At 68.4% G+C, this 22,157-nt stretch carries 20 protein-coding genes; 17 read left to right on the forward strand and 3 right to left on the reverse strand.

The window, feature by feature from the left end:
- Positions 1-246 precede the first annotated feature (246 nt).
- The 4 genes from ACWAT3_RS13640 to ACWAT3_RS13655 all read left to right on the forward strand — a co-directional run bounded on the left by ACWAT3_RS13640 (position 247) and on the right by ACWAT3_RS13655 (position 5,537).
- Positions 247-1,875 (forward strand): peptide ABC transporter substrate-binding protein, encoded by a 1,629-nt coding sequence (locus ACWAT3_RS13640; protein WP_460799252.1) that lies wholly within the window; start codon positions 247-249, stop codon positions 1,873-1,875.
- Between the two features lie 80 nt (positions 1,876-1,955).
- A complete protein-coding gene (locus ACWAT3_RS13645) occupies positions 1,956-2,885 on the forward strand; it encodes an ABC transporter permease (RefSeq protein ID WP_460799392.1) in 930 nt (309 codons plus the stop codon).
- The gene (locus tag ACWAT3_RS13650; RefSeq protein WP_460799254.1) at positions 2,875-3,828 is read left to right on the forward strand and encodes an ABC transporter permease; all 954 of its coding nucleotides are present in this window, start codon (positions 2,875-2,877) and stop codon (positions 3,826-3,828) included. The genes ACWAT3_RS13645 and ACWAT3_RS13650 overlap by 11 nt, the downstream gene beginning before the upstream one ends.
- On the forward strand, positions 3,825-5,537 hold the full coding sequence (locus ACWAT3_RS13655) for a dipeptide ABC transporter ATP-binding protein (RefSeq protein ID WP_460799256.1): 1,713 nt from the start codon (positions 3,825-3,827) through the stop codon (positions 5,535-5,537). The genes ACWAT3_RS13650 and ACWAT3_RS13655 overlap by 4 nt, the downstream gene beginning before the upstream one ends.
- Here the strand turns inward: ACWAT3_RS13655 and ACWAT3_RS13660 are convergent, their stop codons facing one another.
- Positions 5,538-6,311 carry a CPBP family intramembrane glutamic endopeptidase gene (locus ACWAT3_RS13660; protein ID WP_460799258.1) on the reverse strand — a complete coding sequence of 258 codons (774 nt, stop codon included), beginning with the start codon at positions 6,309-6,311 and terminating at the stop codon, positions 5,538-5,540.
- A 97-nt stretch (positions 6,312-6,408) separates the two neighbouring features.
- Here ACWAT3_RS13660 and typA point away from each other — a divergent pair, with 97 nt between their 5' ends.
- From typA to ACWAT3_RS13710, 10 genes are all read left to right on the forward strand, one after another.
- Positions 6,409-8,313 (forward strand): translational GTPase TypA, encoded by a 1,905-nt coding sequence (typA, locus tag ACWAT3_RS13665; RefSeq protein ID WP_460799260.1) that lies wholly within the window; start codon positions 6,409-6,411, stop codon positions 8,311-8,313.
- Positions 8,314-8,405: 92 nt separating this feature from the next.
- Positions 8,406-9,413 carry a glutaminase A gene (glsA, locus tag ACWAT3_RS13670; RefSeq protein WP_460799262.1) on the forward strand — a complete coding sequence of 336 codons (1,008 nt, stop codon included), beginning with the start codon at positions 8,406-8,408 and terminating at the stop codon, positions 9,411-9,413.
- Positions 9,410-11,038 (forward strand): MFS transporter, encoded by a 1,629-nt coding sequence (locus ACWAT3_RS13675; RefSeq protein WP_460799264.1) that lies wholly within the window; start codon positions 9,410-9,412, stop codon positions 11,036-11,038. The genes glsA and ACWAT3_RS13675 overlap by 4 nt, the downstream gene beginning before the upstream one ends.
- Positions 11,039-11,235: 197 nt before the next feature.
- Entirely contained in the window at positions 11,236-12,336 is a 1,101-nt protein-coding gene (locus tag ACWAT3_RS13680; RefSeq protein ID WP_460799266.1) for an aggregation-promoting factor C-terminal-like domain-containing protein, read from the forward strand.
- 47 nt (positions 12,337-12,383) lie between these two features.
- Positions 12,384-13,091, forward strand: a complete 708-nt coding sequence (locus tag ACWAT3_RS13685) for an AzlC family ABC transporter permease (protein ID WP_460799268.1) — start codon at positions 12,384-12,386, stop codon at positions 13,089-13,091.
- Positions 13,088-13,402: an AzlD domain-containing protein gene (locus ACWAT3_RS13690; RefSeq protein ID WP_429457088.1), complete on the forward strand. Its 315-nt coding sequence runs from the start codon at positions 13,088-13,090 to the stop codon at positions 13,400-13,402. The genes ACWAT3_RS13685 and ACWAT3_RS13690 overlap by 4 nt, the downstream gene beginning before the upstream one ends.
- A 40-nt stretch (positions 13,403-13,442) precedes the next feature.
- Positions 13,443-13,832 carry a histidinol dehydrogenase gene (locus ACWAT3_RS13695; RefSeq protein WP_460799270.1) on the forward strand — a complete coding sequence of 130 codons (390 nt, stop codon included), beginning with the start codon at positions 13,443-13,445 and terminating at the stop codon, positions 13,830-13,832.
- 9 nt (positions 13,833-13,841) lie between these two features.
- A complete protein-coding gene (gene fdxA, locus ACWAT3_RS13700; protein ID WP_120229204.1) occupies positions 13,842-14,162 on the forward strand; it encodes a ferredoxin in 321 nt (106 codons plus the stop codon).
- A 2-nt stretch (positions 14,163-14,164) separates the two neighbouring features.
- Complete coding sequence (gene dapC / locus ACWAT3_RS13705) at positions 14,165-15,277, forward strand: succinyldiaminopimelate transaminase (RefSeq protein ID WP_460799272.1); 1,113 nt, start codon at positions 14,165-14,167, stop codon at positions 15,275-15,277.
- 161 nt (positions 15,278-15,438) lie between these two features.
- Positions 15,439-16,734, forward strand: a complete 1,296-nt coding sequence (locus ACWAT3_RS13710) for a citrate synthase (protein ID WP_460799273.1) — start codon at positions 15,439-15,441, stop codon at positions 16,732-16,734.
- A 62-nt stretch (positions 16,735-16,796) separates the two neighbouring features.
- Here the strand turns inward: ACWAT3_RS13710 and ACWAT3_RS13715 are convergent, their stop codons facing one another.
- A complete protein-coding gene (locus ACWAT3_RS13715; RefSeq protein ID WP_460799275.1) occupies positions 16,797-18,278 on the reverse strand; it encodes a DEAD/DEAH box helicase in 1,482 nt (493 codons plus the stop codon).
- A gap of 314 nt (positions 18,279-18,592) precedes the next feature.
- Positions 18,593-19,546, reverse strand: coding sequence for a 2,3,4,5-tetrahydropyridine-2,6-dicarboxylate N-succinyltransferase (gene dapD / locus ACWAT3_RS13720; protein WP_460799277.1), 954 nt, complete (start codon positions 19,544-19,546; stop codon positions 18,593-18,595).
- A gap of 72 nt (positions 19,547-19,618) precedes the next feature.
- Between dapD and dapE the strand changes: the two genes are divergently transcribed.
- The 3 genes from dapE to ACWAT3_RS13735 all read left to right on the forward strand — a co-directional run bounded on the left by dapE (position 19,619) and on the right by ACWAT3_RS13735 (position 22,147).
- Complete coding sequence (gene dapE / locus ACWAT3_RS13725) at positions 19,619-20,692, forward strand: succinyl-diaminopimelate desuccinylase (RefSeq protein WP_460799279.1); 1,074 nt, start codon at positions 19,619-19,621, stop codon at positions 20,690-20,692.
- Complete coding sequence (locus ACWAT3_RS13730) at positions 20,674-21,885, forward strand: hypothetical protein (RefSeq protein WP_460799281.1); 1,212 nt, start codon at positions 20,674-20,676, stop codon at positions 21,883-21,885. The genes dapE and ACWAT3_RS13730 overlap by 19 nt, the downstream gene beginning before the upstream one ends.
- Positions 21,886-21,976: 91 nt before the next feature.
- Positions 21,977-22,147, forward strand: a complete 171-nt coding sequence (locus ACWAT3_RS13735; RefSeq protein WP_099197008.1) for a DUF3117 domain-containing protein — start codon at positions 21,977-21,979, stop codon at positions 22,145-22,147.
- Positions 22,148-22,157 lie beyond the last annotated feature (10 nt).

A 22,157-nucleotide genomic window follows, 5' to 3' on the forward strand; every position in this document is an offset into this window, starting at 1 on the left:
CGTCGATCGCTGGGTGTGCGACCCACGGTGCTGATGATGTTGTGGATCAATAATGGACATTGTCCGATTACAACGGAAGACCAGCGCTGTTACGGCTCTGTAACGGTCGAATAATTTCTGACCGTCCGTTCAGTAACAGTTGATTAACGGGGACTGCCGCGGAGCGTCCGGCGGGCATACGCTCTGGTTATCGCGACGTGCTCGATGAGGAGTGCGCGTTCATCGATGTCCATGGGAGGACACAAAGTGAAGCGAAACAGGGGCGCCCTCGCGGGCGCGGCGCTGCTGACAGCAGGCGCCATCGCACTGGCCGGATGCTCGAGCGGGGACGGCGGCGAGGGGACGGGCGAGGAAGAGGGCTCCGGCGCCTCCACCGGCATCGTCACGGTCCAGAACAACGAACCGCAGAATCCTCTGATCCCCGCCGTCACGAACGAAGTCGGCGGCGGCTTGGTGCTGCAGAACATCTTCGCCGGTCTGGTGTACTACGAAGCCGATGGCGCGATGGCCATGGACGTCGCCGAGTCCATCGAATCCGAGGACAACCAGAACTGGACCATCACGATCAAGGCCGACCAGACCTTCAGCGATGGGACCCCCGTGACGGCGGCATCCTTCGTCGACGCCTGGCAGTACGCGTCGTCCGACGCGGAGTTCGAGAACCAGTGGTGGTTCGCCAACTTCGCCGGTTACAACGCCGAGGCTGCCGGTGAGGAGGGTGCGCTCGCGCTCGAGGTCGTCGACGACACCTCCTTCACGGTCGAACTCGCCGCTCCCCAGTCCGACTTCCCCATCACGCTGGGATATCAGGTGTTCTCGCCGCTGCCCGAGTCGTTCTTCGACGACCCGGAGGCCTTCGGCGAAGCCCCGATCGGTAACGGACCGTACATGCTGGACAACTGGGAGCACGACCAGGTGATCTCGCTCGTGCCGAACGACAGTTATGACGGGCCGCGCCAGCCGCAGAACGGCGGCGTCGATCTCGTCGTCTACGCCACGCAGGAGGCGGCGTACTCGGATCTGCTCGGCGACAACCTCGACGTCATCAACCCCAACGTGCCGCCGTCCGCGCTGGCGACCTACAAGGACGACCTCGGCGACCGCGCGGTCGACCAGGGCGCTGCGATCTGGGAGGGTCTGACGATCCCCTCGCGTCTGGCGCACTTCGGCAACGACGAGGAAGGGCTGCTGCGTCGCCAGGCGATCTCGTACGCGATCGACCGCGAGCAGATCACCGACGTCATCTTCGAGGGCACGAGAACACCAGCCGTGGACTACACGTCGCCCGTGATCGAGGGCTGGTCGGACTCGATCCCCGGGTCGGAGGTCACGCACGCGGACGCCGACAAGGCGAAGGAACTGTGGGCGCAGGCCGACGCGGTCTCGCCGTGGAGCGGGACGTTCACCATCGCCTACAACGCCGACGGCGGGCACCAACCGTGGGTGGATGCCGTGGCGAACCAGCTCAAGAACACCCTGGGCATCGACGCGATCGGTCAGTCCTACCCCGACCTCGCGACGCTGCGCGAGGAGATCTCCAACCGCACGCTCGACGCGGCGACGCGCTCGGGGTGGCAGTTCGACTACCCGGGTGCGTACAACATCCTGGGCGCGCTGTTCATCACGGGAGCCGGGTCCAACGACGGCGACTACTCGAACGAGGAGTACGACACGCTCGTGCAGCAGGGGGCCACGGCGCCGTCCGTCGAAGAGGGCAACGCCCTGTTCGAGCAGGCGCAGGAGGTGCTCTTCCAAGACCTCCCCGTGCTGCCGCTCTGGTACCGGTCGACCAACGCCGGGTACTCCACGGTGGTCGGGAACGTCGAGTACGGCTGGGACAGCTGGCCGATCGTCTTCGCGATCACCAAGGAGTAGTGACACCGGTTCCCGTCTGAGTTCGTGGTGCGGGGCGACGGTCATCCGTCGCCCCGCACCGAGGGACTCGCGTGCCTGATATGACTGCCTACATCCTCCGTCGCCTGCTCCAGGCGATCCCCGTCTTCCTCGGGGCCACGTTCCTGATCTACTCGATGGTCTTCCTCCTGCCGGGCGACCCGATCCTCGCGCTGTTCGGCGACAAAACGCCGACGCCGGCGCAGTACGCCGCACTGCAGGAGCGCTTCCACCTGGATCAGCCCTTCTTCCAGCGCTACCTCATCTACCTTGGCGACCTGTTCCAGGGCGACCTCGGAACGACGTTCCGCGGTCAGAGCGTCAACGAGATCCTGGCGCGGACCTTCCCGGTGACGCTGCGCCTCGCGCTGCTCGCGGTTCTGATCCAGCTCGTGTTCGGCGTCACGATCGGGCTGATCGCGGGCCTGCGCAAGAACGGGATCATCGATCACGCCTCGATGCTCGTGAGCCTCGTGCTCATCTCGGTGCCGGTGTTCGTGCTCGCGTTCGTCGCGCAGTTCTTCCTCGGCATCCAGCTCGGCTGGTTCCGGCCGACCGTCGGACCAGGCGCACCATGGAGCGATCTGATACTTCCCGCGATCGTGCTCGCTGCACTGAACTTCGCGTATGTGATCCGCCTCACGAGGGCCTCGGTGATCGAGACGCGCCAGCAGGACTTCGTCCGGATGGCGTACGGGAAAGGCTTGTCCGGCAGTCGGGTGATCCCGGTGCACGTGCTGCGCAACTCGCTCATCCCCGTCACGACGAACCTCGCGGCCGACTTCGGCATCCTGATCGTCGGGGCGACCGTGACCGAGGGGATCTTCAACGTTCCCGGCGTCGGCAATGAACTGTTCGAAGCCATCAACCGTCACGACGGGCCCGAGATCGTCTCGATCGTCACGATCCTCGTGGTGATCTACGTCATCGTCAACCTGCTGATCGACCTGCTCTACGGTGTGCTCGACCCGAGGATCCGCTATGCCAGATAACACTCCGAACCACCGGATGCCGCACTTCGTCGCGGAGACCGATGAAGAGGGCATCGGCGCCGTCGATGCCGTGCGCGTCAGCGAACGCAAGAGCAACCTCTGGCTGGACGCCTGGCGTGATCTCCGCGGGAGGTGGATGTTCTGGGCCGCCGGTGTCATCGTGGTCGTGCTGACGATCATCGCGATCTTCCCCGGGCTGTTCGTCCAGATCTCCCCGACGGCGTGCAACCTCGACTACTCGAACGATCCGCCGACGGCCGGTCACCCGATGGGGTACGACTTCCAGGGCTGCGACGTGTACTCGCGGGTCATCCACGGCACCTCGACGTCGCTCAGCGTCGGCGTCATCGTGACCATCATCATCGCGGTGCTCGGCATCGTCATCGGCGCCTTCGCGGGGTTCTTCGGCGGGTGGGTGGATTCGCTCCTCATGCGCATCAGCGACATGTTCTTCGCGATCCCGTACATCCTCGCCGCCGTCGTGATCATGTCGATGTTCCTGGACAACCGCAACATCCTGGTGATCTCGCTGGCCATCGGATTCTTCGCGTGGCCGGCGACGGCCCGCATCCTGCGATCGGAGATCCTGCGCGTGCGCTCGAACGACTTCGTCCTGGCTTCGGAGGCGCTGGGTGTCTCACGGGTGCGCACGATGTTCACGCACGTGCTGCCGAACTCGATCGCCCCGGTCATCGTCGTCAGCACCGTCGGCCTCGCCGCCGCCATCACCGCCGAGGCGACGCTGTCGTTCCTCGGCGTCGGGCTGCCCGGCGACATCGTGTCGTGGGGCACCGACATCTCGAAGGCGCAGATCCGGCTGCGCACCGATCCGCTGCCGCTGATCTACCCGTCCATCGCGCTGTCGCTCACGGTGCTGTCTTTCATCATGCTCGGTGAGACGGTTCGCGACGCGCTCGACCCGAAGGCGAGGGCGCTGCGATGAGTCGCAAGGAACTGGAAGGACCGCTGCTGGCGGTCGAGAACCTGGAGATCGCGTTCAAGACCCAGGACGGCTACGTCCCCGCCGTCCGCGGGGTCAGCTTCGACATCTACCCCGGCGAGACCATGGCGATCGTCGGCGAGTCCGGCTCGGGCAAGTCCACCACCGCGCACGCCCTGATCAACCTGCTCCCCGGGAGCGGCCGCATCACGGGCGGCTCGGTCCGACTGCAGGGCCAGGAGCTGACGACGCTCGGCCGGTCCGGCATGGAGGACATCCGCGGCAAGCGGATCGGACTCGTGCCGCAGGATCCGATGAACAGCCTCAACCCCGTGCACCGGATCGGGTTCCAGGTGCAGGAGACGATCTTCGCGAACGGCCTCGCCACGAGCCGTCGCGCGGCGCGCAAGAAGGCCATCGCCGTGCTGAACGAAGCGGGTCTCGCCGACGCGGAGCGCCGGCTGCGGCAGTTCCCGCACGAGTTCTCGGGTGGGATGCGGCAGCGCGTGCTCATCGGGATCGGACTGTCGTCCGACCCCGAACTCCTCATCGCCGACGAGCCGACCAGCGCGCTCGACGTCACCGTGCAGAAGCGGATCCTCGACCACCTGGCTTCGCTGACGGCAGAGCGCAACACCGCGGTGCTGTTCATCACGCACGACCTCGGCCTCGCCGCGGAACGCGCCGAGAACCTGCTCGTGATGCACCGCGGACGCATCGTCGAGTCCGGTCCGGCGCTGGAGATCCTGCAGCATCCTCGGCATCCGTACACGCAGCGTCTCGTCGCGGCTGCCCCCAGCCTGGCATCCAAGCGGATCCAGACCGGAGCGAAGTCCGCCGCGGCCGTGCTGCCGGAAGACCTGGACCTCGCGGCGCTCGCGACGTCGGCCGCACCGACGGCCGACGCGCCGACTGCGATCGAGTTCGCCGACGTGACCAAGGTCTACCGGATCAGGGGGACGGGTTTCCGATCCCAGCCGTTCACGGCTGTCGACGGCATCTCGTTCTCCGTGCCGAAGGGATCCACGACCGCGATCGTCGGCGAGTCCGGGTCGGGCAAATCGACGGCGGCGAAGCTGCTGCTGCGCCTCGAGCCGAAGACCTCGGGCACGATCCGCGTGAACGGCCGCGACATCGATGAGCTCGGGCGTGCGGAGCTCCAGGCGCTGCGCCGTCAGATGCAGCCGGTGTTCCAGGATCCGTACGGATCGCTGGATCCGCTGCACAACATCGGCAACACCGTCGCCGAGCCGCTGCGCGTGCACAAGGTCGGCGACGCGGCCTCCCGACGGGCACGCGTGCTCGAGGTGCTGGATCAGGTGGCGCTGCCCTCGAGCGTGGTCGACCGGTACCCGAACGAGCTCTCCGGCGGGCAGCGTCAGCGCGTCGCGATCGCGCGGGCGCTGGCATTGAAGCCCGAAATCGTGGTGCTGGACGAGGCCGTGTCCGCACTCGACGTCCTCGTCCAGGCGCAGGTGCTCGAACTGCTCGCACAGCTGCAGTCCGATCTCGACCTGACCTATCTGTTCATCACGCACGATCTCGCCGTGGTGCGGGTGATCGCCGATCGGGTCTGCGTCATGGAGCAGGGCAGGATCGTCGAGCACGGCACGGTGGACGAGATCTTCGCCCACCCCCATGAGGAGTACACGCGGCGGCTGCTCGAAGCGATCCCCGGCGCGGCGATCACGCTGGGGCAGGGGACGAGCTGATCAGGACGGCAACCCGAACAGCTCCGGCCAGGTGGCCGCGGCCCACGGATACCCCACGAACACGCTCGCGTCGATGAGGAAGTGCGCGACGAGGAACGGCAGCAGTCGCCCCGAGCGCGAGAACAGCCAGCCGAACAGGAGTCCCATCGCGAGGTTCCCGACGAACGCCCCAGGCCCCTGATAGAGGTGGTAGCTGGCACGGAGCACGCTCGTGGCGATGATGATCGGCCACGGCCCCCAGCCCAGATGCTTGAGCCGCGCGAACAGGTATCCGAGGACGACGAACTCCTCCTGGATCGACGCGCGCGCCGCCGACAGCAGCAGGATCGGCACGGTCCACCAGTGCGCATCCAGCCCCGCAGGATCGACAGCGACGAACCAGCCGAGCATCCGGCCCATGATGTAGAGGGCGAGCCCGGGGATTCCGATCGCCAGCACGAGAAGGATGCCGCGGCCGGCGTCACGCTGGACGCGCGTGCCGTCCATCCCGAGCCGGCCGAGGTGCGGGCGCGATGACTGCCACAGCAGGAAGCACACGAGGACGACCGGAACCAGCGAGAACCCGATCGAGAGCACCTGATAGATGAAGTCGAAGATCTCGCGGTCGCTGCGCGAGGGGTTCAGCGTCGCGGTCTGGTCGGCGAGCGGCGTCGAGTCGGTGAGCCGATAGGCGAGCTGCACGATCGCGTAGATCGCGGACTGTCCCAGGCCCAGCGCGAGCACGATCGCGATCTCCCACCACAGGCGCGTGCGGGATGCCGGGGGAGTCGTCATCCGACGATCGTATGCCGCTCAGTGAGGCTTCAGCGAGCGTGCGATATCCTGAAGAGTCGGCATCCCGGCGCATCCCACATCTCCTGAGGACTCCTTCATGGCGCACGCCCTCCGTTCCGACCTCCGCAACGTCGCCATCGTGGCGCACGTGGACCACGGCAAGACCACTCTGGTCGATGCCATGCTCCGTCAGACCGGCTCGTTCGGCGAGCACGCGCACGTCGACGAACGCGCGATGGACTCGAACGATCTCGAGCGCGAGAAGGGCATCACGATCCTCGCGAAGAACACCGCGATCACGTACAACGGCGTTCACACCGAGGTCCCCGTCACGATCAACGTGATCGACACCCCCGGCCACGCCGACTTCGGCGGCGAGGTCGAGCGCGGCCTGTCCATGGTCGACGGCGTCGTCCTGCTCGTCGACGCGTCCGAGGGGCCGCTGCCGCAGACCCGCTTCGTGCTGCGCAAGGCGCTCGAGGCCAAGCTGCCGGTCATCCTGCTGGTCAACAAGACCGACCGCCCCGACGCGCGCATCGCCGAGGTCGAGGAAGAGGCGCACGACCTCCTGCTCGGTCTCGCCTCCGACCTCGTCGACGACGTGCCCGACCTCGACGTCGACGCGCTGCTCGACGTGCCCGTCGTGTACGCGTCCGGTCGTGCCGGCGCGGCATCTCTCACCCGGCCGGCGGACGGATCGCTGCCGGACAACGATGACCTCGAGCCGCTGTTCGAGGCGATCCTCGAGCACGTCCCTGCTCCCGCGTACGACGACGAGGCCCCGCTGCAGGCGTGGGTCACGAACCTCGACTCCAGCCCGTTCCTCGGCCGCCTCGCGCTGCTTCGCGTGTTCAACGGCACACTGAAGAAGGGCCAGACCGTCGCCTGGGTGCGTTCGGACGGCACGACCAGCAACGCCCGCATCACGGAGCTGCTGAAGACCCGTGCCCTCGAGCGCTACCCCGCCGAGGAGGCAGGCCCCGGAGACATCGTCGCGATCGCCGGCTTCGAGAACATCACCATCGGCGAGACCATCGCCGACCCGGAGGATGTCCGACCGCTTCCCGCGATCACGGTCGACGACCCCGCCATCTCGATGACGATCGGCACCAACACCTCGCCGCTGATGGGCAAGGTCAAGGGCCACAAGCTCACCGCGCGCATGGTCAAGGACCGCCTCGACAAGGAGCTCATCGGCAACGTCTCGCTCAAGATCGTCGACATCGGACGCCCCGACGCGTGGGAGGTCCAGGGTCGAGGCGAGCTCGCGCTCGCCATCCTCGTCGAGAACATGCGCCGCGAAGGCTTCGAGCTCACGGTCGGCAAGCCGCAGGTGGTCACGAAGAAGGTCGACGGCAAGACGTACGAGCCCTTCGAGCACCTGACGATCGACACGCCGGAGGAGCACCTCGGCGCGATCACCCAGCTGCTCGCGAACCGCAAGGGCCGCATGGAGAACATGACCAACCACGGCACCGGCTGGGTGCGCATGGAGTTCATCGTTCCGTCGCGCGGTCTCATCGGCTTCCGCAGCGAGTTCCTCACCACGACGCGCGGCACCGGCATCGCGAACGCGATCTCGCACGGCTACGAGCCGTGGGCCGGCCAGATCACGACGCGTCAGAACGGCTCGATCGTCGCCGACCGCCAGGGCGTCGTCACGCCGTTCGCCATGATCGCCCTGCAGGAGCGCATGTCGTTCTTCGTGCAGCCCACGCAGGAGGTCTACGAGGGCATGGTCATCGGCGAGAACTCGCGCGCCGACGACATGGACGTGAACATCACCAAGGAGAAGAAGCTCACCAACATGCGTGCGGCGAGCTCGGACTCCTTCGAGTCGATGACGCCTCCGCGCCAGCTCACTCTGGAGGAGAGCCTCGAGTTCGCCCGCGACGACGAATGCGTCGAGGTCACCCCCGAGGTCGTCCGCATCCGCAAGGTCATCCTCGATCAGACGATCCGCGGTCGCGAGGCCTCGCGCCTCAAGCGCCAGGACGCCTGACGCGTCGCATTCCTCCGGCATAGCCGGATCGCCGCCCCCAGCCGCTAGGTTTGACCTAGCCGCTGGGGGCGGTTTCGTGTGAGGAGAAGAGCGTGGATCCGACGCCGTTCCAGGTCGTGCCCCAGAGCGTGTCCACGGGCAGCCTGCCGGGATGGCAGCGCGTGGACGAACTCGTCCACGAGGCCCACCGCCGCTACGCGGAAGAGGACGCCGGGACTGTCGCCGACTACATCCCCGTCCTCGCGGAGGTCGACCCCGATCTGTTCGGGATCGCCGTGATCGATGTCGACGGCGGAGTCCACGACGCGGGTGACGCCCTGCACGCCTTCTCGATCCAATCGATCTCGAAGATGTTCGTCTACGCGCTGGCGATCCAGGAGCACGGCCATGAGCACGTGCGCGACATCGTCGGCGTGAACAACACCGGGCTCGCGTTCAATTCGCTGATGGCGCTCGAGCTCAACAGCGGCCATCCGATGAATCCGATGGTCAATGCCGGCGCGATCGCCACGACCGCGCTCGTGCCGGGTGCCACGGCGGCTGAGAAGTGGGAGCGCATCCGTGAGGGCCTGTCCGCCTTCGCCGGGCGACAGCTGAGTCTGGACGGCGAGGTCTACCGGTCCGAGGCGGCGACGAACGACCGCAACCGGGCCATGGGCCGTCTTCTCGTCGGCTACGGACGACTTCACGACGATCCGGACGCGATCGTCGACATCTATACGCGTCAGTGCGCGCTCAGCGTCACCGCGCACGATCTCGCCGTGATGGGAGCCACGCTCGCCGACGGCGGTGTCAACCCGGTCACCCGCGAACGCGTCGTCTCCGCCGACGTCTGCCGGGACACGCTCGCAGTCGTCGCCTCGACGGGGCTGTACGAGCGGTCGGGGGAGTGGCTCTTCGAGATCGGCCTCCCCGCCAAGTCCGGTGTCGCCGGCGGCATCGTCGCCGTGTCTCCCGGCAAGGGTGCGGCCGCGGCGTTCTCCCCGCGCCTGGACAGCGCGGGCAACTCGGTCAGGGCGCAGCTCGCGATCGGCCACCTGTCCCGCGCGCTCGGGCTCAACCTCTTCGCCTCCGTCGCCACCACAGAGGAGTCCGCATGACCGCTCAGAGCTCTCCCGACGTCGCCGTGGAGGCGAAGCGATCCTGGCTGCCGATGGTGAGCCTGTTCCTGGCTCAGGTGCTGATGTCGTTCAACGTCGCCGCATTACCGATCTCGCTGGGCGGCATGGTCGAGGACTTCGGCGTGCCGCCGACGGTCGTCAGCTCCACGATCGTGGTCTACGGCCTCGCGGTGGCCGCGCTCGTCATGACGGGGGCCAAGCTCGGCCAGCGCGTCGGCTGGGTGCTCATGTTCCGCATCGTGATCGTGCTGTTCGCCGGCTCCTCGCTGCTCATGATCACGTCGCAGACGGTGGCGTGGGCGATTGCCGGGCAGGCGCTCGCGGGAGCCGCTGCCGCGATCATCGTCCCCGCGCTGGTGGCGCTCATCGCCGAGAACTATCGGGGAGCGCAACAGGCGACGGCGATCGGCGGACTCGGATCCGCACGCGCGATCTCCGGAGTGAGCGCCTTCCTCATCGGCGGAACTCTGGGCACCCTGGTGGGCTGGCGCCCGGTCTTCATGATCGTGCTCGGCATCGCGATCATCGTCTTCGCCTTCAGCTTCACCCTCCGCGGTGATCGCGGAGACGCCTCGATCCGCATCGACCTGGTCGCGTCGTTGCTCATCGGCTCCGCGATCGTGCTGCTGACTCTCGGGTTCAACAACCTCAACGCGTGGGGTGCCGTTCAGGCGACGGATGCCGCGCCGTTCGACGTGCTCGGGCTCTCGCCGGCACCGGTGTTCGTCGTGGTCGGCATCGTGCTCGGCCAGACGTTCTTCTGGTGGACCAGACGCCGGATGCGCGAGGGCAGGGTTCCGCTGATCGATCTCAGCATCCTGAAGTCCTCGCGCGAGCGCGCGGCCGTCTACGCGATGTTCATCGTCGTCGGGCTCGAGGCGTGCGTGAACTTCACGATCCCGCTGTACATCCAGATCGTGCAGGGGCGCACGCCGTTCGACACGTCGCTGGCGATGATGCCCTTCAACCTGACGGTGTTCATCACCGCGACGCTCGTCGTGCGCTTCTACCGGCGATTCCCGCCGCGGACCATCGGGGTGTTCGGTTTCATCCTGACCACGGTCGCGCTGCTCTGGCTGTCGTTCGTCGTCACGAACAACTGGGAGACGCTGCCGACGATCGCGGGCCTCATCGTCTTCGGTATCGGGCAGGGGGCGCTCGTCACCCTCGTCTTCAACGTGCTCGTCACGTCGGCTCCGGCGGAGCTCGCCGGAGACGTCGGGTCCCTGCGCGGCACGACGCAGAATCTCGCTTCGGCGGTGGGGACTGCTGTCGCCGGTGCCCTGCTCGTGTCGTTGCTCGGCATCGGGGTTGCGAGCGCCGTCGTCGAGCATCCGGAGATTCCGCCGTCCCTGGTGGAGCAGGTCAACAGGGACGAGCTGAACTTCATCAGCAACGACGACCTGCGCGCCGTCCTGGAGGACACCGACGCCACCCCGGCCCAGGTGGATGCCGCGGTCGAGGTCAACGAGCAGACTCGTCTGGGTGCTCTCAGGTTGGGGCTTCTGATCCTGGCCGGCGTGAGCGCGCTGGCGATCCTGCCGGCGTCGCGCCTGCCGCGATACCGGCCGCACGAGATCCCGGATCCGTCTCCGGTCGACTGAAGATAACGAACTCATAACACACTTTCCCGGGAGCCGCCGAGCCGGATTCCCGGGGAAAACCCACGGCGCTTCCAGGCGGACGAACGGTTTCGCCCAGGCGGGACGGCCAGACTCGGACTTCGTGCCCGGGAAACGGCTCCCGATGAACCGCCCTGCATGGGGTCCGGGCCGACGACGACCCGAAAGTCGAACCCTTCATGCTGCATTCCCCGAACACCCGTGCGTCCGCGCGCGCCGCGACCATGGCGCACGCGCATGCCGACGTCACCTCCCGCCACCCGCTCGTCCTGGGCATCGCGCTCGGCGCCGTGCTGAGCGTCGCGATCACGGCGGGCACCGCGTCCTCGGCCGCTGCCGCCGTCGATGCGCACTCCGCGGCGATCGCCTCCCTGACGACCGTTGACGCAGCGGGATCCAACGACCCGGCCACGGGCGCCGTGGCGATGGCCCTGCCCCTCGCCGACATCCACGAAGACGCGCAGGCCGCGGTCACGACCGCGCAGACCGTCGTCGCGGATGCTGCGGCACTGACCGCCGAGGTCGCGGCATCAGGGCTCACGCTGGACACGGCGACGACGACCACGGCCATCGACACGTCGGCGCTGGAGGCGGACATCGCCGACCTCGCCGTCGCGGTCGATGTCGATGGGGCAGAACCCGCCACCGAGGCGAAGACTGACGACGCTGCGGCAGCGAGCGCCGAGACGACTCCGGCTCCGTCGGAGACGGCGACGCCGTCGGAGGCGTCGGTCCCGACCGAGACGTCGGCGCCCGCCACGGCCGCGGAGTTCGCGGCTGCCGCAGACGAGGCCGAGGTCGTCGAGAAGGCACCGCTCGAACTGGTGCTGGACACCGCTGGTGTGACCGCGGATGCCGCCGCCGTCGCAACGGCGACGACGACGCTGCGTGCCGCGCTCACCGCAGCGCAGCAAGCCGCCGCCGAGAAGAAGGCGGCGGAAGAGGCCGCTGCCGCTGCCGCAGCGGCCGCGAACACCCCGGAGGGCGCCAAGGCGACCGCCCGCGCGATGGCCGCCAGCCAGTACGGCTGGGGCGACGGCGAGTTCTCGTGCCTCGAGTCGCTCTGGAACAAGGAGTCCGGCTGGAACTACAAGGCCTACAATCCGTCGGGCGCGACCGGCATCCCGCAGTCGCTGCCCGGCGACAAGATGGCCAGCGCCGGAGCGGACTGGCGCACCAACGCCAGCACACAGATCGCGTGGGGGCTGGGCTACATCGACAGCGTCTACGGCTCGCCGTGCTCCGCGTGGGGTCACTCGCAGGCCACCAACTGGTACTGATCGACCGGCCATTCTCGGGGCGGGCGACCCGCCCCTAGGATGAAGGGATGACGACCGAGAACTCCCGCGAAGTCTGGCGGGAGGGCCTCGGAGTCGCCCTCGCGACCAGCGCGTACGGCGTCTCGTTCGGGGCGCTCGCGGTCGCAGCCGGACTCGACGTCTGGCAGACCTGCGTGCTGAGCCTCGTGATGTTCACCGGCGGCTCGCAGTTCGCGTTCATCGGGGTCCTCGCCTCCGGCGGGGTCTCTGCGCTGCCGTCGGCGATCGCATCGGCCGCGCTCCTCGGGGTGCGCAACGTCGCCTACGGCATGCGCATGTCGCCGATCATCGGCCGGGGCGTCTGGCGGCGCACGGCCGCGGCGCACTTCACGATCGATGAATCGACAGCCGTTGCCATCTCGCAGTCGGATCCCCTGTTGAGCCGCGTCGGCTTCTGGGTCACCGGCATCGGCATCTTCGTCGGCTGGAACATCATGACTCTCGTCGGCGCGCTGCTCGGCGACGTTCTGGGCGACCCGAAGGCCTGGGGCCTGGATGCCGCGGCGGCGGCCGCGTTCCTCGCCCTGCTCTGGCCGCGGCTGAAGAAGCGGCAGGCCGTGGCCGTCGGTGTCGCGGCTGCCGTCGTCGCCGCATCCGTCACGCCGTGGCTCATGCCCGGCATTCCGGTGCTGCTCGCCGCGGTCGTCGCGATCGTCGTCGGCTGGTTCAACTGGGGGGAACGCGACGGCGATCGCGAGCGGGAGGTGCAGCCATGAGCATCTGGAGCGCGGTGCTCCTCGCCGCGTGCATCTGCGTCGCGCTCAAGGCATTCGGTTATCTCATCCCGGCGCACGTTCTGGCCGCACCGCGCCCGGCCCGGATATCGGATCTGCTCACCGTCGCCCTCCTGGCCGCTCTCGTGGCGGTGCAGACGCTCGGCGACGGACAATCCATCGTCGTGGATGCCCGCGTGCCGGCGGTGCTGGTCGCCGCGGTGCTGCTCTGGCTGCGGCAGTCGTTCCTCGTCGTCGTGTTCGCCGCTGCGGCCGTCGCCGCGCTGCTGCGGTGGGCGGGCTGGGCGGCGTGAGCCCAGCGGGCGCAGAGCACGACGCCAGTAGACTCGCGGGGTGAACACCTGGCTCTCCCGCATCCTCTCCTGGGCCGCCGCTGCCGTCGTCGGCGGTGTGTACGGAATCGCGGGGACCATCGCGCACAACCTGACCTGGGGGCCGGTGCCGGTCGGGCTGATCATCGCCGCGATCGCCTGCGGCGCGCTCCTCGTCGCGATCCGTGCTCTCACGCACGATCGGGGGTCGACGCTGGCCGCCGGCCTCGGGATGCTGGGGATGGTGACGCTCATCTCCGGCGTCGGTCCCGGTGGTTCCGTCGTGGTCGCCGACACGATCTGGGGCCGGGTGTGGATCTACCTCGTCGCCGGCCTTGTCCTGCTCGCGGTGGCGTGGCCGCGGTTCACTCCCGGCCCGCAGCGTGAGGAGCGCGCCTCCGACGGGACGTAGACTGGGGGAGTGACGTACGTGATCGCTCTGCCCTGTGTCGATGTGAAGGATCGCGCCTGCATCGACGAGTGTCCTGTGGACTGCATCTACGAGGGCGAGCGCTCGCTCTACATCCACCCGGATGAATGCGTGGACTGCGGCGCCTGCGAGCCGGTCTGCCCGGTCGAGGCGATCTACTACGAGGACGACCTCCCCGAGGAGTGGACCGACTACTACAAGGCGAACGTCGAGTTCTTCGAGGAGATCGGATCCCCCGGCGGCGCGGCCAAGGTCGGCGTCTACGACTTCGACCACCCGATCGTGGCAGCCCTTCCCCCGCAGGGGGAGTGACGGTGTCGGTCCACGATCTGGCCGACTACCCCTGGGACGCGGTCGTACCGTTGCGTGAGCGTGCAGCTCAGCATCCCGGCGGCCTGGTCGATCTCTCGATCGGTTCGCCGGTCGACCCGACGCCGGAGATCATCCGCGCCGCCCTCGCCGAGGCCACCGACGCGCACGCCTACCCGCAGACGCTCGGCACTCCGAAGCTGCGCGAGGCGATCGTTGACTGGTACGCGCGCCGGCGCGGCGTTCCGGATCTGACAGTGGACAACGTGCTGCCGACGATCGGCTCCAAGGAGCTCGTCGCCCTGCTGCCGACCCTGCTCGGGCTCGGCGAAGGCGACATCGTCGTGCACCCGACCGTCGCCTACCCCACCTACGAGGTCGGTGCGCGCGTGGTCGGTGCGACTCCAGTGCGCGCCGACGATCCGGCCGACTGGCCGGAGGGCGCCAAGCTCATCTGGATCAACACCCCTGGCAACCCCGACGGGCACACCTGGACCGTCGACGAGCTGGCGGCTGCGGTGCGGCGTGCCCGCGAGATCGGCGCCGTTCTGGCCAGCGACGAGTGCTACGCCGAACTCGGCTGGGACGGCGCATGGGCGACCGAGCCGATCCCGTCCGTGCTCGACCCTCGGGTCACCGGGGGCAGCAGGGCGAACCTGCTGAGCGTCTACTCGCTGAGCAAGCAGTCCAACCTCGCGGGGTACCGCGCCGCGTTCGTCGCCGGGTGCGCTCGCATCGTCGCCGATCTGCTCACCGCGCGCAAGCACCTGGGACTCATGCCACCGGCCCCCGTGCAGCACGCCATGGCCGTCGCGCTGGGCGACGACGCGCACGTCGCGGCGCAGAAGGGCCTGTATCGCGAGCGGCGCGACCTGCTCGTGCCAGCCGTCGCCGCCGCGGGCTTCCGCGTCGACGGTTCCGAGGCCGGGCTGTACCTGTGGGTCACCGAGGGTCGTGATGCGTGGGAGTCGATGGCGCGCATGGCCGACCTCGGCATCCTCGCGGGTCCTGGACCCTTCTACGGCGAGAGCTCGACCGAGCACATCCGCCTCGCTCTCACGGCACCGGTGGAACGGGTCGCCGAGGCGGCGCGACGGCTGCACGCCGCGGGCCTGTAGATATCGGCATCCCGGGCGTGCATCTCTTGGTGGATGTCACAGTAGGCCGGAGTGCGCACTAGGCTGTAATGGCGATTCGGTCGAGATCTGCCGCGGCGCACGACGCCGTGAATCGACGAGCAAGACCAACACGGTCGACACAGACGTAAGAGGAGGCCCGCGTGAGCGCGACGGGAGACCAGCAGCCGAAGGCGACGCTTTCGATCGACGGAACCACGGCAGAGTTCCCGGTGGTACGCGGCACGGGCGGCAACAACAGCATCGACTTCTCGACGCTGACCCGTCAGACCGGATACACCGGCCTCGACTACGGGTTCGTGAACACGGCGTCGACGAAGTCGGCGATCACGTTCATCGACGGCGACCAGGGCATCCTCCGCTACCGCGGGTACCCGATCGAGGAGATCGCGAAGAACTGCAGCTACCTCGAGGTGGCATGGCTGCTCATCTACGGCGAGCTGCCGACGCCGGCCGAGCTGGCCGACTTCGACGAGCGCATCCGCCGCCACACGCTGCTGCACGAGGACCTCAAGCACTTCTTCTCGGCGCTGCCGCACACGGCGCACCCGATGTCGGTGCTGTCGTCGGCCGTCGCGGCGCTGTCCACGTACTACGAGGGCCAGACCGACCCGAACAACCCGGAGCACGTCGAGCTCAACATGGTCCGCATGCTGGCGAAGCTGCCGGTCATCGCGGCCTACGCGCACAAGAAGAGCGTCGGGCAGGCCTTCCTGTACCCGGACAACTCGCTGAGCTTCGTCGACAACTTCCTCAAGCTCAACTTCGGCGTCCACAGCGAGCCGTACGAGGTCAACCCGGTGATGTCGAAGGCACTCGAGCTGCTGCTGATCCTGCACGAGGACCACGAGCAGAACGCGTCCACCTCGACCGTTCGTCTGGTCGGCTCGACCGGCGCCAACCAGTTCGCCTCGATCTCGGCCGGCATCCAGGCGCTCTCAGGGCCCCTGCACGGCGGTGCGAACGAGGCGGTGCTGACCATGCTCGGTCAGATCCGCGAGTCCGGTCAGAGCGTGCAGCGCTTCGTGGAGCGCGTCAAGAACAAGGAAGACGGCGTGAAGCTCATGGGCTTCGGACACCGCGTCTACAAGAACTACGACCCGCGTGCGAAGCTCGTCAAGAACGCCGCCGACGAGGTGCTCGCCTCGCTCGGCGTCAGCGACCCGCTGCTGGATCTCGCCAAGGAACTCGAGGAGATCGCCCTCGCGGACGACTACTTCGTCGAACGGCGCCTCTACCCGAACGTCGACTTCTACACCGGCGTGATCTACAAGGCCATGGGATTCCCCACTCGCATGTTCACGGTGCTGTTCGCGATCGGCCGCCTGCCCGGATGGCTGGCGCAGTGGCGCGAGCTGAACCTCGACCCGCAGACCAAGATCGGCCGCCCGCAGCAGCTGTACACCGGGGCGCCGGAGCGCGCGTTCCCGACGCGCTGATCCCAGCCCGCACAGCGAAAAAGCCGCTTCCCGTGAGGGAAGCGGCTTTTCGTGTCTCGGTGTCAGGCGCGCGGTGCGCTGGACGGACGCTGCGCGCGGCGGCGCTGGTTGCTGCGCTGCTGACCGGATGCCGGGGCGTGCGAGCCGCTCTCGCTCGAGTACCGCGAGACGGAGCCGCCACGGGGGACATCGCTGCGCGCGGATCCGGATGCCGCGTTGCGACCGCCCTGCCCGCGTCCGCCGCCCGAGCGCGAGCCCGCCTGCTTCTGGCCGCCGCGCTGGCCGCCCTGCGACTGACCGCCGCGTGATCCGCCGCCCTGAGGCTTGCGCTGACCGCCGGCCTGCGTCTGCTGCTGAACCGGGGCAGGCTTCACGTATGCGGCGCGATCGCCCACGAGGCCGTCGACGATCTCGTCGGTGACCGGCTCGAGTGCGGCGTCGATCTGCGCCTTGCGCAGCAGGTCCTTCACGTCGCGGCGCTGCTCGGGCAGCACGACCGTGACGACGGTTCCTGCGGCGCCGGCGCGTGCGGTGCGACCGGAGCGGTGCAGGTACGCCTTGTGCTCGACGGGCGGGTCGACGTGCACCACGAGGTCCACGTTGTCGACGTGGACACCGCGGGCGGCCACATCGGTGGCGACGAGGACGCGGACGCCGCCATCAGCGGGATCGGACGAGAACGCGGCGAGGTTGCGCTCGCGAGCGTTCTGCGACAGGTTGCCGTGCAGGTCGACCGCAGGGATGCCCGCGGCGGTGAGTGCCTTGGCGAGCTTCTTCGCCTGGTGCTTGGTGCGCGTGAAGAGGATGCGTCGGCCGAGACCGGACGCCAGCTCGTTGACGAGCGTCTTCTTGCGCTCGGCGTCGGCGAGCAGCACGCGGTGGGTCATCTCGCCGACGGGGACGCTGGCCTCGTCGACCTCGTGGCTGACCGGCTTCACGAGGAATCGGCGCGCGAGCGAGTCGATGCCGCGGTCCAGCGTCGCGCTGAACAGCAGGCGCTGGCCGCCGGCGGGCGTCGCCGTGAGGATGCGGGTGACACCGGGCAGGAAGCCGAGATCGGCCATGTGGTCGGCCTCGTCGAGGACGGCGATCTCCACGGCATCCATGAACGCGATCTTCTGCTTCATGAGGTCTTCCAGGCGACCGGGGCAGGCGACGATGATGTCGACTCCGCTGCGCAGCGCCTGCTCCTGCGGGCGCTGGCTGACGCCGCCGAAGATCGTGGCGACCGTGAGGCCGGCGGCCTTCGCCAGCGGCGCGACGGTCGCGGCGATCTGGGTGGCGAGTTCGCGGGTCGGTGCCAGCACGAGACCGCGCGGGTGCCCGGGGCGCGTGCGGGTGTTCGAGGCGGACAGGCGGGCGACGAGGGGGAGCGCGAAGGCGATCGTCTTGCCGCTGCCGGTGCGTCCGCGGCCGAGCAGGTCGCGACCGGCGAGCGAGTCGGGGAGGGTGTCGCGCTGGATCGCGAACGCCTCGGTCTTGCCATCAGCAGCCAGCACGGCTGCGAGGGGCGCGGGAACGCCGAGTTCGAGAAAAGTAGGCATAGTGGTACTCCGTCACGCGCCGAAGCGGCGCACGATAAGGGTTGAGGGTGGCGACGGCGCAGTGAGCGCATCGGTTCGCCGTTCGAAAGGCCAGACGAATGCTGGTGGTGGGAGCGTTGCGGCTCGCGTTCGGTCCTCAGAGACCCCGTGACGACGACGACGTTGTTCGGCCGGCGGCACGGACAACAGTGACCAGCCTACCAGTCCGCGTATGACCGCATCCGCATGCGGCAGGGACTGGCAGCACTGCAGGTGCTCCAGGCCCGGATCCGCACTGCATGATCGCGAATCCCCTGCAGGATGCGGGAGGCGTATCAGGCGTGCAGAGCCTCGTTCAGGGTCACGCCGACACCCGCGCGTTGCTTTGCCTCGATGGCTCCGGTGACCGAGTTGCGCCAGAAGAGGATGCCGTCGCGGCCGCTGAGCTCCGCGGCCTTGACGGTCTTCTTGCCGCCCTCCGCGGTCTTCGGGCCGTCGGCCAGCACGACCTTCGACCCCGCGGTCACATACAGACCGGCCTCGACGACGCAGTCGTCGCCGAGCGCGATGCCGATTCCCGCGTTCGCGCCGAGCAGCGAGCGCTCGCCGATCGAGACGCGCACGGTGCCGCCGCCAGACAGGGTGCCCATGATCGAAGCTCCCGCACCGATGTCGCTGTTGGCCCCGACGACGACGCCCTGCGAGATGCGTCCCTCGACCATGACCGGCCCGAGCGTGCCGGCATTGAAGTTCACGAATCCCTCGTGCATGACCGTGGTCCCGGGGGACATATGCGCGCCGAGGCGCACGCGGGAGGCATCAGCGATGCGGACGCCCTCGGGGAGCACGTAGTCCGTCAGACGGGGGAACTTGTCGAGCCCCTGCACCTGGATGCCGTTGCGCAGCAGCAGCGGCCGCAACCGGGCAGCATCGGCCGGGAGCATGGGGCCGGCAGAGGTCCAGGCGTTGTTCGGCAGGTGCCCGAAGATGCCGTCCAGATTCAGGTCGTTCGGCTGGACGAGCAGGTGCGACAGCGCGTGCAGGCGGAGATACGCGTCTGCGGTCGACGCCGGCGCCTCATCGAGATCGATCTGCGTCTGAACCAGTTCGGTGCGGACGTTGCGTCGCTCATCCGGCTCGGCCAGCGCATCCCACGTCGCGACAGCGGCGACGGCGTCCGCGGCATCCAGTTCTCCGAAGCCGACCTCCGGATACCAGGCGTCCAGAACCGTGCCGTCGTGTGCGATCGTGGACAGTCCGACACCCCATACCGTGCGCGCATTGCTCATGGGACAACGCTACCGTGCCAGGGCCCGCGGCCGTACGACACGTCCCGCTCGCGTGCGCCGTAGGCTGAGAGCATGGCACTCGATCTCACCGCCTCCTCGCTCGACATCACCAGGGCGATCTGCGACATGCCCAGCGTCTCGGGTGCCGAGGCCGATCTTGCCGATGCGATCGAGGCGGCGATTCGGCCGCTCGCGCACCTCGAGGTCATCCGGCACGGCAACACGATCGTCGCGCGAACGGACCTGGGGCGCGCACAGCGCGTCGTCATCGCCGGGCACATCGACACCGTGCCGATCAACGACAATCTGCCCACGAGGGACCTCGACATCGACGGCGAACCGCACCTCTGGGGTCGAGGAACCGTCGACATGAAGGCCGGCGTCGGGGTGCAGCTCAAGCTCGCGGCCGAGGTGACCGATCCCCTCGTCGACATCACGTGGATGTGGTACGACAACGAGGAGGTCGCGGCGACACTCAACGGGCTCAACCTGCTCTCCGCCGATCGGCCCGATCTGTTCCAGGCGGACTTCGCCATCCTGGGCGAGCCGTCCAACGGGCAGGTCGAGGGCGGCTGCAACGGAACGCTGCGCGCCGTCGTGCGCACCCACGGGATGCGAGCGCACAGCGCCCGCGCCTGGGTGGGCGAGAACGCGATCCACGGAGCGGCCCCGATCCTCGCCCGCCTGGCCGAGTACCGTGCGAAGGAGGTCGCCGTCGAGGGCCTGGTCTATCGGGAGAGCCTCAGCGCGGTGCGCATCACGGGCGGCGTCGCGGGCAACGTCATCCCCGACCTGTGCGAGGTGGAGGTCAACTACCGTTTCGCGCCGAGCAAGACCGCAGCGGATGCCGCAGCGCACGTGCGCAAGGTGCTGGACGGATTCGAGGTCGAGATCACGGATTCCGCCGAGGGCGCGCGTCCGGGACTGGACGCCCCGATCGCGCAGCAGTTCGTCGCAGCCGTCGGCGCGGAGCCGCGCCCGAAGTACGGGTGGACAGACGTCGCGCGCTTCTCCGCTCTCGGGGTGCCGGCCGTGAACTACGGACCCGGTGACCCCCTCCTCGCGCACCACGACCAGGAACGTGTGCCCACCGCTCAGATCGACGCCGTCGAACGCGGCCTGCGCGCGTGGCTGACCGGAGCCTGACGCCGGCCAGGGGCTGGGCGCAGACCCCGCTCGCCGCGCGCATCGCGGCGATCTACATCGTCGCGCGCCTCACAACGACGGGCCTGCTCGCGCTCGCGGCCATGCTGTCCGGCCCGGCGTCGCGCTACGGAGCGGATGCCGGGATCGCCGACTTCGTGATCGGCTGGGACGCGCAGTGGTACTGGCTGGTGGCTGTGGACGGGTACCCGTCCGATCTGCCGCTCACGGAGGCGGGGGACGTCGCCGAGAATGCCTGGGCGTTCATGCCGGTATACGCATACGCCGCCAAGATCCTCGGCCTGCCGCTGGGATCGTGGGGGGCCGGAGCGCTGGTGATCTCGCTCGTCGCCGGCTACTTCGCCTGCATCGCGCTGCACCGCCTGCTGCGCGATCGCATCGGCTCTGCGTCCGCGCTGTGGGCCGTCGCATTCTTCGCATCCGGCCCGCTGGCCGCACTGTTCCAGGTGGGGTACGCCGAGGCGCTCTTCCTCATGATGCTGCTGTTCGCGCTGGATGCCGTGCAGCGGCGGCGCTACGGCATCCTGTACCTTCTGATCCCGCTGATGGCCTTCACCCGCCCAGGAATCCTGGCATTCGCCCTGTTCCTCGGGCTCCACGGGATCGCGCGCTGGGTGCGCCGTGCCCGTGAGTCTCTGGCCGGACGGGAGATCGCGCACATCATCGCGCTCGGCGCGCTCGCGACCGTCACGGGTTTCGCCTGGCAGGCGATCGCGGGGATCGTCACGGGTGATGCGGGGTCGTATCTGGCGACCGAACTCGCCTGGCGGCGCGCCTGGGGCATGGGCGAGTCCGGTTTCGTGCCGTTCCAGGGGTGGGTCGAGGCGGCATCCTTCTGGTTCGCCCACTGGGGGATGCCCGGCTGGTGGGGTCCGATCGTTCTTGCGGTGCTGGTGGCCGCGATCGCCGCCGCGCTGCTGTTCGCACCGTCGGTCCGCCGGCTGGGCGTCGACGTCCGCCTGTGGAGCGCGAGCTATCTGCTGTACCTGCTCGCGGTCTTCTTCCCGCAGTCCTCCACGTTCCGGCTGCTCCTGCCGCTCAGCCCGTTGTGGGGTGCGGTCGTACCGCGCCGGCTCGGATCCCGGCTGGCGGTGCTCGCGGCGTGCCTCATCGGCCAGTGGGTGTGGATCTACCACGTGTACGCCCTCGGGAACACGTTCTGGCAGGTTCCGTGACGCTTGTTCATGACAGATTCTCTCAGCGCGGACACAGGGTCCCGGGGCTACCGATAAACTTGATGCATACCACCGAGGAAAAGGAGCCACGATGGCAGCGATGAAGCCGAGGACTGGAGACGGACCCATGGAGGCCGTTAAGGAGGGGCGCCTCATCATCGTGCGTGTTCCGCTCGAAGGCGGCGGCCGTCTGGTCGTTTCCGTGAACGACGCCGAAGCGAAGGAGCTTCACGACGTGCTCGCAGCCGTCGTGAGCGCCTGAGTCCTCTTCC

This window comes from Microbacterium sp. GXF0217 (assembly GCF_054798195.1).